The sequence below is a fragment of the Streptomyces sp. NPDC005931 genome (genome assembly GCF_042871235.1).
In the GTDB taxonomy this organism is placed as follows: domain Bacteria; phylum Actinomycetota; class Actinomycetes; order Streptomycetales; family Streptomycetaceae; genus Streptomyces.
This window is the reverse complement of the sequence record NZ_JBIAIG010000001.1, coordinates 800,120-817,190: the sequence shown is the minus strand read 5'-3', so window position 1 is coordinate 817,190 and position 17,071 is coordinate 800,120. Positions and strand designations below refer to the sequence as shown.

Below are 17,071 nucleotides of genomic sequence, written 5' to 3'. Positions count from 1 at the left end.
TGCACCGACGCGAACCGGGTCCAGCGTCCGCGAGGGGCCCATTTCGCGTTCCAGATCCTGCGCTGAGCGCTCATGGTGTCCGCTGTTCCCCGAGGCAGGAGGAGCCGGGGGGCTCGGGCGACCCGTGGCGGGCCGTGTTGTCGGTGGCGCGTGGGATGCTTGGCGCGATGGCCAGGAAGACCGCTTCTGACGACCTCCTCGCCCCGGTGACGCTCGCCGTGGGTCAGGAGGACCTGCTGCTCGACCGCGCCGTGCGGGAGGTGGTGGCCGCCGCGAAGGCCGCCGACGCCGACACCGACGTGCGCGAGCTGACCCCGGACCAGCTCCAGCCCGGCACCCTGGCCGAGCTGACCAGCCCGTCGCTCTTCGCCGAGCGCAAGGTCGTGGTCGTGCGCGACGCGCAGGACCTCTCCGCCGACACCGTCAGGGACGTGAAGGCGTATCTCGGGGCGCCCGCCGAGGAGATCACGCTCGTCCTGGTGCACGCCGGCGGCGCCAAGGGCAAGGGTCTGCTGGACGCGGCGCGCAAGGCGGGGGCGCGGGAGGTGGCGTGCCCGAAGATGACCAAGCCGGCGGACCGGCTGGCGTTCGTGCGGGGCGAGTTCCGGACCGCCGGGAGGTCGGCCGCACCGGAGGCCTGCCAGGCACTGGTCGACGCCGTCGGCAGTGATCTGCGGGAGCTGGCGTCGGCGGTGTCCCAGCTGGTCGCGGACGTCGAGGGGACCATCGACGAGGCCGTGGTCGGGCGGTACCACACCGGGCGGGCCGAGGCGTCGAGCTTCACGGTCGCCGACCGGGCGGTCGAGGGGCGGACGGCGGAGGCGCTGGAGGCGTTGCGCTGGTCGCTGGCGACCGGCGTGGCACCGGTGCTGATCACCAGTGCCCTGGCGCAGGGTGTGCGGGCGATCGGGAAGCTGTCGTCGGCGCGTGGGGGCAGACCGGCCGACCTCGCCCGGGAACTGGGGATGCCGCCCTGGAAGATCGACCGTGTGCGGCAGCAGATGCGCGGCTGGACCCCGGACGCGGTCGCCGTCGCGCTGCGGGCGGTGGCCGAGGCGGACGCGGGCGTGAAGGGCGGCGGCGACGACCCCGAGTACGCCCTGGAGAAGGCGGTCGTCGTCATCGCCCGCGCCGCCCGGTCGAGGGGACGGGCGTAACACCACGGACCGCCGCCGGACGAGTCGGGCCCGCTTCGGGCTCCCCTGATCGAGTCGCCTTCCTGCCTCCGAAGAGGAGAATCGGTGTATCAGCCGTAGGTCGCCATGGAGTGGAGAGGTGGCGAGCGCCATGGCCGAACACCCGCACGCACAGCTCGTCCGCAGGGGCTACGAGGCCTTCACCAGCGGGGACATGGACACCCTGCGCGGTCTGATGGCGGCGGACGCCACACATCATGTGCCCGGGACCGGGATCCTCTCGGGCGACTTCAAGGGGCAGGACGCGATTCTCGACATGTACCGCCGGCTCGGCGAGGAGACCGGCGGGTCGATGAGGGTGGAGCTGCGGACCGTCCTCGTCGACGGCCGGGGACACGCGGTCGCCCTGCACCGCTTCACGGCCGACCGGAAGGGCAAGCACCTCGACGACGACGGCTGCATCGTCTTCCGGGTCGTCGGAGACAAGATCACGGATCTCGACGAGTGCGTCGAGGACCTGGACACGGCGAACGACTTCTGGGCGTGACTCCGTCGCCGGACACGGCGCAGCAGGCCGAGGACCCCCGCCCACCGCCCGGGTCGCAACAAGCCGAGGACCCCGCCCACCGCCCCGGGGAAGGGTGCGTGGACGGGGCCCTCGGATGAAGCCGGTGAGCTCACACCCGCGTGGCGAACGCAGGCCGCGTGCGAGCTCGGGGTGCCGGTCGGGGGCGGATGAGAGAGGGCCCGCCCTGGGTCCTTCCGGCGATCAGACCAGACAGGGGGTTCAGCCCTTGAGGGACGCGACCTTCTGAGCCAGCGCCGACTTCTTGTTGGCGGCCTGGTTCTTGTGGATGACGCCCTTGGAGACGGCCTTGTCGAGCTGACGCGCGGCAGCGCGCTGGTACTCGACGGCCTTCTCCGCGTCACCCGCGGCAGCGGCCTCACGGGCCTTGCGGATCGCGGTCTTCAGAGAGGACTTGACGGCCTTGTTGCGCAGCCGGGCCTTCTCGTTCGTCTTGTTCCGCTTGATCTGGGACTTGATGTTCGCCACGAATGAGCCTCTACAGGTTCTGGCACATGGCCGCACGGGTGCCGCACGGATCCGTACCGGTGATTTCTTGAGGTGTGCCTCGTGCTGAGAGGGCATGAGACACAGCCCCCCACACTAGCAGCGGCCCGTTCAGCGGCCCAAACCCGTCCCAGGTCCCCACCCGTGGGACCATGGAAGCTACGTATCGATCCGACCCGAGACCGCAGACACTGCGGACGCCTCAAGAATCAGGACCCTGCGTGCCCGCGATCCCTAGCCATGTGCCCGAGCCGAGCCGTACCGACCCGGCTCTGATCCGCAACTTCTGCATCATCGCGCACATCGACCACGGCAAGTCCACGCTCGCCGACCGGATGCTCCAGCTGACCGGTGTGGTCGAGCAGCGGCAGATGCGCGCTCAGTACCTCGACCGCATGGACATCGAGCGCGAGCGCGGCATCACGATCAAGTCCCAGGCGGTGCGGCTGCCGTGGGCCCCGACCCACGACAAGGGCAACACGCACATCCTCAACATGATCGACACCCCCGGGCACGTCGACTTCACCTACGAGGTCTCGCGGTCGCTCGCCGCCTGCGAGGGCACGATCCTCCTGGTGGACGCCGCTCAGGGCATCGAGGCGCAGACCCTCGCCAACCTGTACCTGGCGATGGAGAACGACCTCACGATCATCCCGGTGCTCAACAAGATCGACCTGCCGGCCGCGCAGCCGGAGAAGTTCGCCGAGGAGCTGGCGAACCTGGTCGGCTGCGAGCCCGGCGACGTGCTCAAGGTGTCCGCGAAGACGGGTCTCGGCGTCGAGGCGCTGCTGGACAAGGTGGTCGCGGAGATCCCCGCCCCGGTCGGCGTCAAGGACGCCCCCGCCCGCGCGATGATCTTCGACTCGGTCTACGACTCGTACCGGGGCGTGGTGACGTACGTCCGTGTCATCGACGGTCAGCTCAACAAGCGCGAACGGATCCGGATGATGTCCACCGGCGCCACGCACGAGCTGCTGGAGATCGGCACCAACTCGCCGGAGATGCTGCCCGCCGACGGTCTCGGCGTCGGTGAGGTCGGCTACCTCATCACCGGTGTGAAGGACGTCCGCCAGTCCAAGGTCGGCGACACCGTCACCAGCCAGCACAAGGGCGCCACGGAAGCCCTCGGCGGCTACAAGGATCCCAAGCCGATGGTCTTCTCCGGTCTGTATCCGCTGGACGGCTCCGACTACCCCGAGCTGCGCGAGGCGCTGGACAAGCTCCAGCTCAACGACGCCGCTCTGGTCTACGAGCCGGAGACCTCCGCCGCCCTCGGCTTCGGTTTCCGCGTGGGCTTCCTCGGGCTGCTGCACCTGGACGTCATCCGTGAGCGCCTGGAGCGCGAGTTCGGTCTCGACCTGATCGCCACCGCGCCCAACGTGGTCTACCGCGTGATCATGGAGGACGGCGAGGAGCACACCGTCACCAACCCGAGCGAGTTCCCCGAGGGCAAGATCGCCGAGGTGTACGAGCCGGTCGTGCGGGCCACGATCCTCGCGCCCACCGAGTTCATCGGCGCGATCATGGAGCTGTGCCAGACCCGGCGCGGTGCCCTGCTCGGCATGGACTACCTCTCCGAGGACCGGGTCGAGATCCGCTACACCCTCCCGCTCGCGGAGATCGTCTTCGACTTCTTCGACCAGCTGAAGTCGAAGACGCGCGGGTACGCCTCCCTGGACTACGAGCCCACGGGCGAGCAGTCGAGCAGCCTCGTCAAGGTGGACATCCTGCTGCACGGCGACAAGGTGGACGCCTTCTCGGCGATCACCCACAAGGACCAGGCGTACGCGTACGGCGTGCGGCTCGTCGCCAAGCTCAAGGAGCTGATCCCGCGGCAGAACTTCGAGGTGCCGGTCCAGGCGGCCATCGGCTCGCGGGTCATCGCCCGCGAGACCATCCGCGCCATCCGCAAGGACGTCCTCGCCAAGTGCTACGGCGGCGACATCTCCCGCAAGCGCAAGCTGCTGGAGAAGCAGAAGGAAGGCAAGAAGCGGATGAAGATGGTGGGTTCCGTGGAGGTTCCGCAGGAGGCCTTCATCGCCGTCCTGTCCAGCGACGACAGCGCGGGATCGGGCAAGGCCAAGAAGTAACCGAGGGGTTACCGCGGGTCACTCCGCAAACCGGGCGGAACAGGGGCCCGTCGTGCGAAAGCGCGGCGGGCCCCTGTGCGTGCGCCCGCGGCTCTCTGTAGGAAGTGACAGGCCGCGGCCCCTTACGCGGCGGCCGGTCGACCCTTACCCTGTCCCTGCTCGATAGTTACTCGCGAGTTAAACAACGGCACGCGAGTGAAACCAGCCCCACTGAGCCAGCCGCACCGTCGCGGGCCCCGGAGGATGTCGTGAGCGACACACAGACACTGATCGAGAACCGTCCGCCGTCCGTGGCGGCCCTTTTCCTGGAGCGTGTCGCGGCCACACCGGACGCAGAGGCATACCGCTACCCCGTCCCACCCGCCTCCGGCGAGGGCCCCGACGACTGGAAGTCGCTCACCTGGGGGCAGACCGCCGAGCGGGTCAACGCCATCGCCGCCGGCCTGATCGAACTGGGCGTGCAGCCGGAGGAGCGGGTGGCGCTGGCGTCCTCGACCCGCGTCGACTGGATCCTCGCCGACCTCGGCATCCTCTGCGCGGGCGCCACCACCACCACGATCTACCCGCAGACCAACGCCGAGGAGTCCGCGTACATCCTCTCGGACTCCCAGAGCCGGGTGCTCATCGCGGAGAACGCCGAGCAGGTCGCCAAGGCGGTGGAGAAGCGCGCCGAGCTGCCCGAGCTGAAGCACGTGGTGGTCATCGACTCCGAGGGCGTAGAGACCGGTGACTGGGTGATCGGCCTGGCCGAGTTGGAGAGCCGCGGCGCGGCCCGGCTGGAGAAGGACCCCGACCTGATCAAGGAACGGGTCGCCGCCATCACCAGGGACCAGCTCGCCACCCTCATCTACACCTCGGGCACCACCGGCCGCCCCAAGGGTGTGCGCCTGCCGCACGACAACTGGTCGTACATGGCCAAGGCGACCGCCGCGACCGGGCTGGTCAGCGGCGAGGACGTGCAGTACCTGTGGTTGCCGCTCGCCCACGTCTTCGGCAAGGTGCTCACCTCCGGGCAGATCGAGGTCGGTCACGTCACCGCCGTCGACGGCCGCGTCGACAAGATCATCGAGAACCTCCCGGTGGTGCAGCCGACGTACATGGCTGCCGTGCCCCGCATCTTCGAGAAGGTCTACAACGGCGTCGCCGCCAAGGCGCGGGCCGGCGGCGGGGCCAAGTACAAGATCTTCCAGTGGGCCGCCGACGTCGCCCGCGAGTACGCCAAGGTCACCCAGGACAACTTCCGCCGCACCGGCGTGCGCACCGCGCCGTTCGGCCTGTCCGCCAGGCACGCGGTGGCCGACCGGCTCGTCTACGCCAAGATCCGTGAGGCGTTCGGCGGCAGACTGCGCGCCTGCGTCTCCGGTTCGGCGGCCCTCGCCCCCGAGATCGGCTACTTCTTCTCCGGCGCCGGCATCCACATCCTCGAGGGCTACGGCCTCACCGAGTCCTCCGCGGCGTCCTTCGTCAACCCGGGCGAGGCGTACCGCACCGGCACGGTCGGCAAGCCCCTGCCCGGCACCGAGGTGCGCATCGCCGACGACGGGGAGATCCTGCTGCGCGGCCCCGGCATCATGGAGGGCTACCACGGACTGCCCGAGAAGACCGCCGAGGTCCTGGAGGCCGACGGCTGGTTCCACACGGGCGACATCGGCGAGCTGTCGCCCGACGGCTACCTGCGGATCACCGACCGCAAGAAGGACCTCATCAAGACCTCCGGCGGCAAGTACATCGCGCCCGCGGAGGTGGAGGGCCAGTTCAAGGGGGTGTGCCCGTACGTCTCCAACATCCTGGTGCACGGCGCCGACCGGAACTACTGCACCGCCCTGATCGCCCTCGACGAGGTCGCGATCACGGCGTGGGCCGCGGAGCACGGCCTGGAGGGCAAGTCGTACGCGGAGATCGTGGCCGCGCCGGCCACCGTGGAGATGGTCGACGGCTACGTCAAGCAGCTCAACGAGGGTCTCCAGCGCTGGCAGACCATCAAGAAGTTCCGCCTGCTGCCGCGCGACCTCGACGTCGAGCACGGTGAGATCACTCCGAGCCTGAAGCTGAAGCGGCCGGTGGTGGAGCGGGAGTACAAGCACCTCATCGACGAGATGTACGAGGGCGCACGCGAGGTCTGACGGCACACCGGCCCCGGGACGCATGCGGCGTTCCGGGGCCGACGTGTGTCCTGAGGTCCCGGACTGTTCGGAAACGACCGTTTTCGGGCCGATTTCTGACCACAGGCATGGCGCTGTATTCACCCATGCTGACTCACTTCGGTAACTCCCCGCTTATGTACGGGCTCTGTCTGTCACCCTGTCGGCAGCATTCGTCACTGTTCGGGGAGCTGCCACATGGGGGCCATTCCTACGCAGCGGGAGCTGGTGTCCCGTGCCGACGGGGCGCCCGCGCGGGCGGACGCGACCCTGGCCGGCAGTTCCCTCGCGCCGGGGTCCGCGCGGGCGCTCGTGCGGGGGGCGCTCGCCGAGTGGGCGCGGCTCGGGCTGCCCGGGGCCGAGCACCTCACCGGACGCGTCGGCGACGACGCCATGCTGGTCGCCAGCGAGCTGGTCACCAACGCCGTGGTGCACGCCGGGACGGATGTACGGCTGACCTGCCGGCTGGAGGAGGAAACGGGCGCGCTCGTCGTCGAGGTCTGCGACCACCACCCCGCGCGCGCCCCCCGCGGCGACGGGCCGGACGCACCGCACGAGGCCCCCGACCACGGCCGCGGCCTGCGCCTCGTCGCCGCCCTCTGCGAGTCCTGGGGCATCACCTACCGCCCGGGCACCAAGACGGTGTGGGCCCGGCTTCCCGTGGGCGGTGGCACGCCCGGCGAGCAGATCGAGGCGTACGCCGGGGAGCACCCGCTGACGGACGACCTGCGGGTCGCCCGGATCCTCGCCGGGAGCGCCCCGGTGGCCCCGCTCGGGCCGGAAGCACCGGGTACGCCGGTTGCCCCGCTCGGGCCGGAAGCACCGGGTACGCCGGGCGCCCCGCTCCGGCCCGAAGCCCCGAGCGCGCCGGAAGCCGAAGGCCGGGACGACCGGTCCCCGGAGACCGCCGCCCGGGCATGCGGCCCGGACGACGCCCACGGCCCGGACGACGCCCACGGCGACGACGGCCCGGACGGCGCCTACGGCGACGACGGCCCGGGCGGCCCCCGCGATGCCGGGCGGTGGCAAGGCGCGCACCGGGGCGGCGACGGAGTCCGTCGGCGCGACGGCGGAGCTACGTGCGGCTCCCGCGGCACCGGTCCGGACGGCGCGCACCCGGCCGGTGAGCGGGACGGGTGCCGCGGTGCCGGTGGCGGGGACCGCTCCTGCGGCGGGGAGGGGGCGGACGGCTGTGCCGGTGAGGAACGGGGTGGCTGCGGTGCGGCCGTCCGGCAGGTGCGCGGTGATCCGGAACCGGGCGGTTCGCACGCCCACCCGAGCGGCGCGCCGTGCGGCTGCTGCCGTGCCGGCCGGACGGGCGGGCCCTGCGGGGACGGCTGGCGCGGTGGTGCCTACGGTGACGACTGGCGGGTGCGGCGGCAGCGGCGGGACGGGGTCTGGCTGGGGCGCGGGGCCCTCGCGTTCCTCGCCGAGGCGTCCGACCTGCTGGCCGGGCAGCTGGACGAGGATCTCGTCACCGCGCTCACGGGGCAGCTGATCGTGCCCCGGCTGGCGGACTGGTGCGCGGTGTGGCTGGAGGACGAGGCCGGCGGACACGCCGGCTGGAGCGACGGCGCGCGGACCACCGGGGCCCGTCTCGCCCGGGTCTGGCACGCCAGTGAGAACCGCATCGAGGAACTGCGCCGGGACCTGGACATCAACCCCCCGCACCCCGACGACCCGCCGAGCCCCGGCCCCACGCCCTACCCCTGGCCGGAGAAGGCCCTCGACTGGCCCGAGAAGACCCTCGACGACCCCGACTCCGCCGGCGCCCCCCACCCCCGCCCCATCGACCCCCCCGACGCCCGCCCCACCGCCGGCACCGCCCTCGCCTACCGCCTGGTCGCCGGTGGGCGGCCGCTCGGCACCCTGGTGATCGGGCGGGCGGGCATCGACCGGTTCCCCGACGAGATCACCGGGCTCGTGGAGGACCTGGGCCGCCGCGTCGCCCTCGCCATCGGCGCCGCCCGGCAGTACGCCCGGCAGGCCACCATCAGCGCCGTCCTCCAGCGCGGCCTGCTGCCGGGCGCCGTCGCCGAGATCCCCGGCCTGCGCAGCGCCCTGGTCCACGAACCCTGCGACAAGGGCGGCCCCAGCGGGGACTTCTACGACCTGTTCCCGGCCGGCCGCGGCCGCTGGTGCTTCGCCGTCGGCGACGTGCAGGGCAAGGGCCCGGAGGCGGCCGTCGTCATCGGGCTCGCCCGGCCCTGGCTGCGGCTGCTCGCCCGCGAGGGCTACGACGTCGCCGACGTCCTCGACCGCCTCAACCAGCTCCTCCTCGACGACGCCACCGAGGCCGCCGACGCCGCCGCCCGCGCGCTCGTCGCCGCCGGCGCCCGCCCCACCGCCCCGGGCGACGGCCCCCAGACCCGCTTCCTGTCCCTCCTCTACGGCGAACTCGTCCCCTTCGACGGAGGCGTCCGCTGCACCGTCGCCTCCGCCGGACACCCCCTCCCGCTGCTGCTCGCCCCCGACGGCACGGTCCGTACCGTCGCCCAGCCGCAGACCCTGCTCGGTGTCGTCGAGGACGCCGGGTACACCAGCGACACCTTCGACCTGTGCTCCGGCGACACCCTGCTCTGCGTCACCGACGGCGTCACCGAGCGCCGCTCCGGCTCGCGCCAGTTCGACGACGGGGACGGGCTCGCCGCCGCGCTGGCCGGCTGTGCGGGGCTGGACGCCGAGCCGATAGCGGAACGTATCGTCCGGCTCGTGCACGAGTTCGGCGCCCGTCCGCCCGCCGACGACCTCGCTCTGCTGGTGCTCCAGGCCGAGTGAGACCGCCGGTGCGGGACAATGGAGCACATGCCTTCCGCACTCCCCGACGGCGAGCCCGTCCCCGCCGACGGCGCGCTGCCCACGTCCGCGCTCGCCGGGGCGGCCGACCGCCCCCTCGGGTTCTACCTGCACGTCCCGTACTGCGCGACCCGCTGCGGCTACTGCGACTTCAACACGTATACCGCGAGCGAGCTGCGCGGCACCGGCGGACTGCTCGCCTCCCGCGACAACTACGGCGAGACCCTGACCGACGAGATCCGCCTCGCCCGCAAGGTGCTCGGCGACGACCCGCGCGAGGTCCGCACGGTCTTCGTCGGCGGCGGTACGCCGACCCTGCTCGCGGCCCGCGACCTCGTACGGATGCTGGGCGCGGTCCGCGACGAGTTCGGACTGGCGGCGGACGCCGAGGTCACCACGGAGGCCAACCCGGAGTCGGTCGACCCCTCCTACCTCGCGGAGCTGCGCGAGGGCGGATTCAACCGGATCTCCTTCGGCATGCAGAGCGCCCGGCGGCACGTCCTGCAGGTCCTCGACCGCACCCACACCCCCGGCCGCCCCGAGGCCTGCGTCGCCGAGGCCCGCGCGGCCGGCTTCGAGCACGTCAACCTCGACCTGATCTACGGCACGCCCGGTGAGTCGGACGACGACTGGCGGGCCTCCCTGGACGCGGCCCTCGGCGCCGGGCCCGACCACGTGTCGGCCTACGCGCTCATCGTCGAGGAGGGCACACGGCTCGCCCACCGCATCCGGCGCGGCGAGGTCCCGGCGACCGACGACGACGTGCACGCCGACCGCTACCTGATCGCCGAGGAGACCCTCGCGGCGGCGGGCTTCGACTGGTACGAGGTGTCGAACTGGGCCACCTCCGAGGCCGCCCGCTGCCTGCACAACGAGCTGTACTGGCGCGGCGCCGACTGGTGGGGCGCGGGCCCCGGCGCGCACAGCCACGTCGGCGGGGTGCGCTGGTGGAACGTGAAGCACCCCGGCGCGTACGCGGCGGCGCTGGCGCAGGGGCGCTCGCCGGGGGCGGGCCGTGAGGTCCTGTCGGACGAGGACCGGCGGGTGGAGCGGATCCTGCTGGAGCTGCGGCTCAGGGAGGGCGTGCCTCTCTCCCTGCTCCGTGCGGAGGGCCTGAGGGCCGCCCGCCGGGCTCGGTCGGACGGACTGCTCCAGGAGGGACCGTACGCGCAGGGGCGTGCGGTGCTGACCCTGCGCGGGCGGTTGCTGGCCGACGCGGTGGTGCGGGACCTGGTGGACTGAGACGCGGCCCGGCACGGCCGGGCGCGGGTGGGACGCTCGGCTCGGCGCTGCGAGGTGCCGCCCGCGTCCGCCCTCCCGCACGCTCGGCTTCGCTCGCGCGGGGGCACCCCCCAGCGCCCGGCGGCCCGACTGCCCGAGGGCTAGGCGGGCGGAGCCGTGACGAAGTCGATCAGTTCCTCGACCCGGCCCAGCAGTGCCGGCTCCAGGTCCCTGTACGACCGCACCCGCGACAGGATGTGCTGCCAGGCCGCCCCCGTGTTCTCCGGCCAGCCCAGGGCCCGGCACACCCCCGTCTTCCAGTCCTGGCCGCGCGGGACGCCCGGCCACGCCGCGATGCCCAGGGACGAGGGCTTCACCGCCTGCCAGATGTCGATGTACGGGTGGCCCACCACCAGTGCGTGCTCGCTCGTCACCGCCCGGGCGATGCGCCACTCCTTGCTGCCCTGGACCAGGTGGTCCACCAGGACACCGAGGCGGGCGTCGGGGCCGGGGGCGAACTCCTCGACCACCGCCGGGAGGTCGTCCACACCCTCCAGGTACTCCACGACCACGCCCTCGACGCGCAGGTCGTCGCCCCACACCTTCTCGACCAGCTCCGCGTCGTGCCGCCCCTCCACGTAGATGCGCCCCGCGCGGGCCACGCGCGCCCGTGCGCCGGGGACGGCCACCGAACCGGAGGCCGTGCGGGTGGGCCGTACCGGCCCGGACGCGGGCCGCATGAGCGTCACCGCGCGGCCCTCCAGCAGGAAGCCCCCCGGCGCCAGCGGGAAGACGCGGTGCTTGCCGAAGCGGTCCTCCAGGGTCACCGTCCCCGCCTCGCAGCCGATCACCGCGCCGCAGAAACCGCTGCCGGGCTCCTCCACCACCAGGCCGGGCTCGGCCGCGACCTCGGGTACGGGGCGGGGCTTCTTCCACGGAGGGGTCAGGTCCGGAGAGTACTGGCGCATTCGAACGACGATAGGAGAAGCCCGCGCGTGATCACGGCGACACGCCGAAACGGGCCGCCAGCGCCTCGCGTTGGGCGCGGACGAACGCCGCGTCCACCACCGCTCCGTGACCGGGCACGTACGCCGCGTCCTCGCCGCCGAGCGCGAGCAGCCGGTCCAGGGCGGCCGGCCACCGGGAGGGCACGGCGTCCGGCCCGGCCTGGGGCTCGCCGGACTCCTCCACCAGGTCGCCGCAGAAGACCACCTCCGGGTCGCCGGGCACCAGGACCGCGAGGTCGTGCGGCGTGTGCCCCGGGCCCACGTTGGCCAGCAACGCCTGCCGGCCGCCGCCCAGGTCGAGCGTCCACTCGCCGGACACCGCGTGCCGGGGGACGACCAGCGCGTCCACGGCCGCGTCGGCCGCCCGCGTGTCCAGGCCGTGGCGCACCGCGCTCACCCGCAGCTCCTCGCGCCCGCCGGCCAGCGCCGCGTCCAGACCGACCGCGCCGAACACCTCGGCGCCCGCGAACGCCGCCGTCCCCAGGACGTGGTCGAAGTGGGCGTGGGTGAGCGCGACATGCGTCACACGGCGGCCGGTGAGCGCCTGCGCCTCGGCCCGCAACCGCGCGCCCTCGGCGAGACTCGACCCGCTGTCGATCAGCAGCACCGCGTCCGGGCCGACGACGAGCCCGCTCGTGCAGTCCCACACCGGCAGCCGGCACCGGCCCACGCCGGGAGCCACTTGCTCCCATCCCGACTCTTCCCAAGTCACCGTCATACCGCGACGCTAGCGGTCCCGCCCGCCGACGGTCCGGTGTGACGGGCCCGCCCTTGCCCGGGGCGTACTACCCGGCCGTACACTGGGCCGGGGAAGTCTGGCACTCGGGAGTGAAGAGTGCCAGGGAAGGTGCCGGGCGGAAGGCTTCTGGAGGTGTGCGCGATGCTCAGTGAACGCAGGCTCCAGGTGCTGCGCGCCATCGTCCAGGACTACGTCGGCACCGAGGAGCCCGTGGGCTCCAAGGCCCTCACCGAGCGGCACAACCTCGGCGTCTCCCCGGCCACGGTCCGCAACGACATGGCGGCGCTGGAGGACGAGGGGTACATCGCCCAGCCGCACACCAGCGCCGGGCGCATCCCCACCGACAAGGGGTACCGCCTGTTCGTCGACAAGCTGGCCGGTGTCAAGCCGATGAGCCCGCCCGAGCGGCGGGCCATCCAGAACTTCCTCGAGGGCGCCGTCGACCTCGACGACGTGGTGGCCCGCACGGTGCGGCTGCTGGCGCAGCTGACCCGGCAGGTCGCCGTGGTGCAGTACCCCTCGCTGACCCGCTCGACCGTGCGGCACGTGGAGCTGCTCTCCCTCGCGCCGGCCCGCGTGATGCTGGTGCTGATCACCGACACCGGCCGGGTCGAGCAGCGGGTGGTGGACTGCCCGGCGCCGTTCGGCGAGACGTCCCTGGCGGATCTGCGGGCGCGGCTCAACAGCCGGGTAGCGGGGCGTCGGTTCACGGACGTGCCGGGCCTGGTGGAGGATCTTGCCGACGCCTTCGGGACGGAGGACCGCGGTACGGTCTCCACGGTGCTCTCCACGCTGCTGGAGACGCTCGTCGAGGAGAACGAGGAGCGGCTGATGATCGGCGGCACCGCCAATCTGACCCGCTTCGCTCATGACTTCCCCCTCACGATCCGGCCGGTGCTGGAGGCGCTGGAGGAGCAGGTCGTGCTCCTCAAGCTGCTCGGCGAGGCGCAGGATCCGGGCGTGACCGTCCGTATCGGTCACGAGAACGCCCACGAAGGACTCAACTCCACGTCCGTCGTGTCGGTCGGCTACGGTTCGGGCGGCGAGGCGGTTGCCAAGCTCGGCGTGGTCGGACCGACCCGCATGGACTACCCGGGAACGATGGGAGCGGTACGCGCAGTGGCACGGTACGTCGGACAGATCCTGGCGGAGTCGTAGTGGCCACCGACTACTACGCCGTACTCGGCGTGCGCCGCGACGCGTCGCAGGAAGAGATCAAGAAGGCCTTCCGGCGGCTCGCCCGCGAGCTGCATCCGGACGTCAATCCGGATCCGAAGACCCAGGAGCGGTTCAAGGAGATCAACGCCGCCTACGAGGTGCTGTCGGACCCGCAGAAGAAGCAGGTCTACGACCTCGGCGGCGACCCGCTCTCGCAGGCCGGCGGGGGCGCGGGCGGCTTCGGGGCCGGCGGCTTCGGGAACTTCTCCGACATCATGGACGCCTTCTTCGGCACGGCGTCGCAGCGCGGTCCGCGCTCGCGCACCCGCCGGGGCCAGGACGCGATGATCCGGATCGAGGTGGAGCTGGACGAGGCAGCGTTCGGCACCACCAAGGACATCCAGGTCGACACGGCGATCGTCTGCGCCACGTGCAGCGGCGAGGGCGCCGCGCCGGGCACCACCGCGCAGACCTGTGACATGTGCCGGGGCCGCGGCGAGGTCTCGCAGGTCACCCGCTCCTTCCTGGGCCAGGTCATGACCTCCCGCCCCTGCCCCCAGTGCCAGGGCTTCGGCACCGTCGTGCCCACCCCGTGCCCGGAGTGCGCGGGCGACGGGCGCGTGCGCTCGCGCCGCACCCTGACGGTGAAGATCCCGGCCGGTGTGGACAACGGCACCCGCATCCAGCTCGCCGGCGAGGGCGAGGTCGGCCCGGGCGGCGGTCCCGCAGGTGACCTGTACGTGGAGATCCACGAACTGCCCCACCCGACCTTCCAGCGCCGCGGCGACGACCTGCACTGCACGGTCACCATCCCGATGACGGCGGCGGCCCTCGGCACCAAGGTGCCGCTGGAGACGCTGGACGGCATGGAGGAGGTCGACATCCGGCCCGGCACCCAGTCCGGCCAGTCGATCCCGCTGCACGGCCGCGGAGTCACGCATCTGCGCGGCGGCGGCCGGGGCGACCTCATCGTCCACGTCGAGGTGCAGACCCCCACCAAGCTCGACCCCGAGCAGGAAGGCCTCCTGCGCGAGCTGGCCAAGCTCCGCGGCGAGGAGCGGCCCCAGGGCCAGTTCCAGCCCGGTCAGCAGGGCCTGTTCTCGCGGCTGAAGGACGCGTTCAACGGGCGCTGAGGCATTGAGGAAGGGCCGGTTCCGCAGCGGCTCCGTGCCCTTCCTTCCCTGCCCGGTCAAGGGGAAGGGCGGATTCGGCCCCGGTCGGAGGACGTGACAACATGCCGTCATGTCCTCCGCGCTGACCGATCTCTTCCCGCACCCGATCGTGCAGGCCCCCATGGCGGGGGGAGTCTCCGTGCCGCAGCTCGCCGCCGCCGTGTCCGACGCGGGCGGACTCGGTTTCCTCGCCGCCGGCTACAAGACCGCCGACGGGATGTACCAGGAGATCAAACAGCTGCGCGGACTGACCGGCCGGCCCTTCGGCGTCAACCTCTTCCTGCCCCAGCCGGAGACCGCCGATCCGGCCGCCGTCGACGTCTACGCCCATCAGCTGGCCGGCGAGGCGTCCTGGTACGAGACCGAGCTCGGCGACCCGGACAGCGGCCGCGACGACGGCTACGAGGCCAAGCTCGCCGTACTGCTCGACAACCCGGTGCCGGTGGTGTCGTTCCACTTCGGTGTGCCGCGGCGCGAGGTGCTGGAATCGCTGCGCCGGGTCGGCACGTTCACCCTGGTCACCGCCACCACCGCGGAGGAGGCACGGGCCGTGGAGCGGGCCGGCGCCGACGCGGTGGTCGCGCAGGGCGTCGAGGCCGGCGGCCACCAGGGCACGCACCGGGACGTCCCCGAGGCGGACGGTTCGGGAGTCGGACTGCTGTCGCTGGTCGCCCAGGTGCGGGAGGCCGTCGGCATCCCGATCGTCGCCGCCGGCGGCCTCATGCGCGGCAGCCAGATCGCCGCGGTGCTCGCGGCCGGCGCCGACGCGGCCCAGCTCGGCACGGCCTTCCTCGCCGCCCACGAGTCCGGCGCGCACGCCCTCCACAAGCAGGCGCTGACCAACCCCCTGTACGTCCGCACCGAGCTGACCCGGGCCTTCTCCGGCCGCCCGGCCCGCGGTCTGGTCAACCGGTTCCTGCGCGAGCACGGCCCGTACGCGCCCGCCGCCTATCCGGACGTCCACCACCTCACCGCGCCGCTGCGCAAGGCCGCCGCCCGCGCCGGGGACGCGCAGGGCATGGCGCTGTGGGCGGGGCAGGGCCACCGGATGGCCCGCGAACTGCCCGCCGGGCAGCTGGTGGAGGTGCTGGTGGCGGAACTCGCCACCGCCCGCGCCGCGCTGGCCGCCGGGGGTGCGCGATGACCGCGCCGGTGTTCGTCGTGGACCACTTCGACGCGGGCCCCGACGGGCGCTACGTGCTGGACGGCCCCGAGGGGCGGCACGCGGTCTCCGTGAAGCGGCTGCGGCCCGGTGAGGACGTCGTCCTCACGGACGGGGCCGGCCGCTCGGCGCCGTGCGAGGTGCTCGACACCGAGGGCAAGGACCGGCTGGTCGTCCGCATGGGCCCGGTCGCCGAGGAGCCCGCCCCGCAGCCCCGGATCACCGTGGTCCAGGCGCTGCCCAAGGGCGACCGGGGCGAGCTGGCCGTGGAGACGATGACCGAGGTCGGGGTGGACGCGATCGTGCCGTGGACGGCCGCGCGCTGCATCACCCAGTGGAAGGGCGAGCGGGGCCTGAAGTCGCTCGCGAAGTGGCGGGCGACGGCGCGGGAGGCCGGCAAGCAGTCCCGCCGGGCGCGCTTCCCCGAGGTCGCGGACGCGGCGACGACCCAGCAGGTTGCCTCACTTCTCGCCGACGCGGCGTTCGCCGCGGTGCTGCACGAGAGCGGCACGCTGCCCCTGGCCACCGCCGAACTCCCCGCCTCGGGCGACGTCGTGCTGGTCGTCGGCCCCGAAGGCGGCGTCGCCCCGGAGGAGTTGGCGCTTTTCGAGCAGGCCGGCGCGCGTGCCCACCGGCTCGGCCCCAGCGTGCTGCGCACGTCCACGGCGGGTACGGCCGCGTCCGCGCTGCTGCTGGGCCGCACCGGCCGCTGGTCCTGACGGCGCGTCATCCGGGACGGTGTGCCCGGCGGTCCGCGGACCGCCGGGTGCCCATGTGGCCGTATGCGCCCTACCGTCCCGCCCGGGACGGTGGCAGGCTGCCCCGCATGGGGGTGTCGAAGAGGATGCGGTACGGGGCACGGTGGCGGCGGTCGGTGGCCGTGGCGGGGTGCGCGGTGGTGGCCGTGGCCGGTGCCGTGGCGTGCGAGCCGGGTGGGCTGAGCTCGGCCGCGGTGGCCTACACGACCGACGAGACGGTGACCGAGGAGCTCAACCGGCAGAAGGCCGGGGTGCGCTGGCTCAGCTGCACCGCGTCCTTCGGCGACCGGGGCGGCTCGTCGGCGTCCGCGAGCGAGGACACCGTCGCGTCCGTGGACTGCCAGGGGGAGACGGAGGACGGCAAGGAGATCACCGTCACCGGCAAGGTGACGCACGCGGTCGACGGCGCCTGTGTGCGCGGGGACATCACCGCGAAGGTGGACGGCAAGCAGTGGTTCCGCGTCGACGGTCTCGGCAACTGCGACGCCACCAGCGCGCCGCCGGTGGGCGGGCCCACCGACCGCGGGCCGAACCCCACCGTCACGGTGACCGTCACCACGACCGTGTGGTGCGACCAGTACCCGTCCTGCCGTCCCGTCGAGGGCAAGTGATCGAAACC

Annotated in this window: 14 protein-coding genes; 11 read left to right on the top strand and 3 right to left on the bottom strand. The window is 72.9% G+C overall.

Translation table 11 applies throughout. The features are described from left to right. Window positions 1-167 precede the first annotated feature (167 nt). A complete protein-coding gene (gene holA / locus ACFYOV_RS03735; protein ID WP_389082326.1) occupies window positions 168-1,157 on the top strand; it encodes a DNA polymerase III subunit delta in 990 nt (329 codons plus the stop codon). Between the two features lie 130 nt (window positions 1,158-1,287). Continuing rightward, complete coding sequence (locus tag ACFYOV_RS03730) at window positions 1,288-1,683, top strand: nuclear transport factor 2 family protein (RefSeq protein ID WP_389082322.1); 396 nt, start codon at window positions 1,288-1,290, stop codon at window positions 1,681-1,683. Window positions 1,684-1,923: 240 nt separating this feature from the next. On the opposite strand, the gene rpsT is transcribed toward ACFYOV_RS03730, so the two are convergent. Beyond that, the gene (gene rpsT, locus ACFYOV_RS03725) at window positions 1,924-2,190 is read right to left on the bottom strand and encodes a 30S ribosomal protein S20 (protein ID WP_389082319.1); all 267 of its coding nucleotides are present in this window, start codon (window positions 2,188-2,190) and stop codon (window positions 1,924-1,926) included. A 239-nt stretch (window positions 2,191-2,429) separates the two neighbouring features. Between rpsT and lepA the strand changes: the two genes are divergently transcribed. The 4 genes from lepA to hemW all read left to right on the top strand — a co-directional run bounded on the left by lepA (window position 2,430) and on the right by hemW (window position 10,477). Then, window positions 2,430-4,298 carry a translation elongation factor 4 gene (lepA, locus tag ACFYOV_RS03720; RefSeq protein ID WP_389082317.1) on the top strand — a complete coding sequence of 623 codons (1,869 nt, stop codon included), beginning with the start codon at window positions 2,430-2,432 and terminating at the stop codon, window positions 4,296-4,298. Between the two features lie 248 nt (window positions 4,299-4,546). Continuing rightward, on the top strand, window positions 4,547-6,421 hold the full coding sequence (locus ACFYOV_RS03715; RefSeq protein WP_389082314.1) for an AMP-dependent synthetase/ligase: 1,875 nt from the start codon (window positions 4,547-4,549) through the stop codon (window positions 6,419-6,421). A 216-nt stretch (window positions 6,422-6,637) separates the two neighbouring features. Then, a complete protein-coding gene (locus tag ACFYOV_RS03710) occupies window positions 6,638-9,217 on the top strand; it encodes a SpoIIE family protein phosphatase (protein WP_389082312.1) in 2,580 nt (859 codons plus the stop codon). 27 nt (window positions 9,218-9,244) lie between these two features. Then, window positions 9,245-10,477: a radical SAM family heme chaperone HemW gene (hemW, locus tag ACFYOV_RS03705; RefSeq protein ID WP_389082310.1), complete on the top strand. Its 1,233-nt coding sequence runs from the start codon at window positions 9,245-9,247 to the stop codon at window positions 10,475-10,477. Window positions 10,478-10,617: 140 nt separating this feature from the next. On the opposite strand, the gene ACFYOV_RS03700 is transcribed toward hemW, so the two are convergent. After that, window positions 10,618-11,424 carry a DUF3097 domain-containing protein gene (locus tag ACFYOV_RS03700; RefSeq protein WP_389082308.1) on the bottom strand — a complete coding sequence of 269 codons (807 nt, stop codon included), beginning with the start codon at window positions 11,422-11,424 and terminating at the stop codon, window positions 10,618-10,620. A 31-nt stretch (window positions 11,425-11,455) separates the two neighbouring features. Further along, window positions 11,456-12,181, bottom strand: coding sequence for an MBL fold metallo-hydrolase (locus ACFYOV_RS03695; RefSeq protein ID WP_389082306.1), 726 nt, complete (start codon window positions 12,179-12,181; stop codon window positions 11,456-11,458). Between the two features lie 162 nt (window positions 12,182-12,343). Here ACFYOV_RS03695 and hrcA point away from each other — a divergent pair, with 162 nt between their 5' ends. From hrcA to ACFYOV_RS03670, 5 genes are all read left to right on the top strand, one after another. Further along, window positions 12,344-13,360: a heat-inducible transcriptional repressor HrcA gene (hrcA, locus tag ACFYOV_RS03690; protein ID WP_389082304.1), complete on the top strand. Its 1,017-nt coding sequence runs from the start codon at window positions 12,344-12,346 to the stop codon at window positions 13,358-13,360. Next, window positions 13,360-14,493 (top strand): molecular chaperone DnaJ, encoded by a 1,134-nt coding sequence (dnaJ, locus tag ACFYOV_RS03685; protein ID WP_389082301.1) that lies wholly within the window; start codon window positions 13,360-13,362, stop codon window positions 14,491-14,493. The genes hrcA and dnaJ overlap by 1 nt, the downstream gene beginning before the upstream one ends. A 109-nt stretch (window positions 14,494-14,602) precedes the next feature. Then, window positions 14,603-15,676 carry a nitronate monooxygenase gene (locus tag ACFYOV_RS03680; protein ID WP_389082299.1) on the top strand — a complete coding sequence of 358 codons (1,074 nt, stop codon included), beginning with the start codon at window positions 14,603-14,605 and terminating at the stop codon, window positions 15,674-15,676. Then, window positions 15,673-16,413 (top strand): 16S rRNA (uracil(1498)-N(3))-methyltransferase, encoded by a 741-nt coding sequence (locus tag ACFYOV_RS03675; protein ID WP_389082296.1) that lies wholly within the window; start codon window positions 15,673-15,675, stop codon window positions 16,411-16,413. The genes ACFYOV_RS03680 and ACFYOV_RS03675 overlap by 4 nt, the downstream gene beginning before the upstream one ends. A gap of 107 nt (window positions 16,414-16,520) precedes the next feature. Then, complete coding sequence (locus tag ACFYOV_RS03670) at window positions 16,521-17,063, top strand: hypothetical protein (protein ID WP_389082295.1); 543 nt, start codon at window positions 16,521-16,523, stop codon at window positions 17,061-17,063. Window positions 17,064-17,071 lie beyond the last annotated feature (8 nt).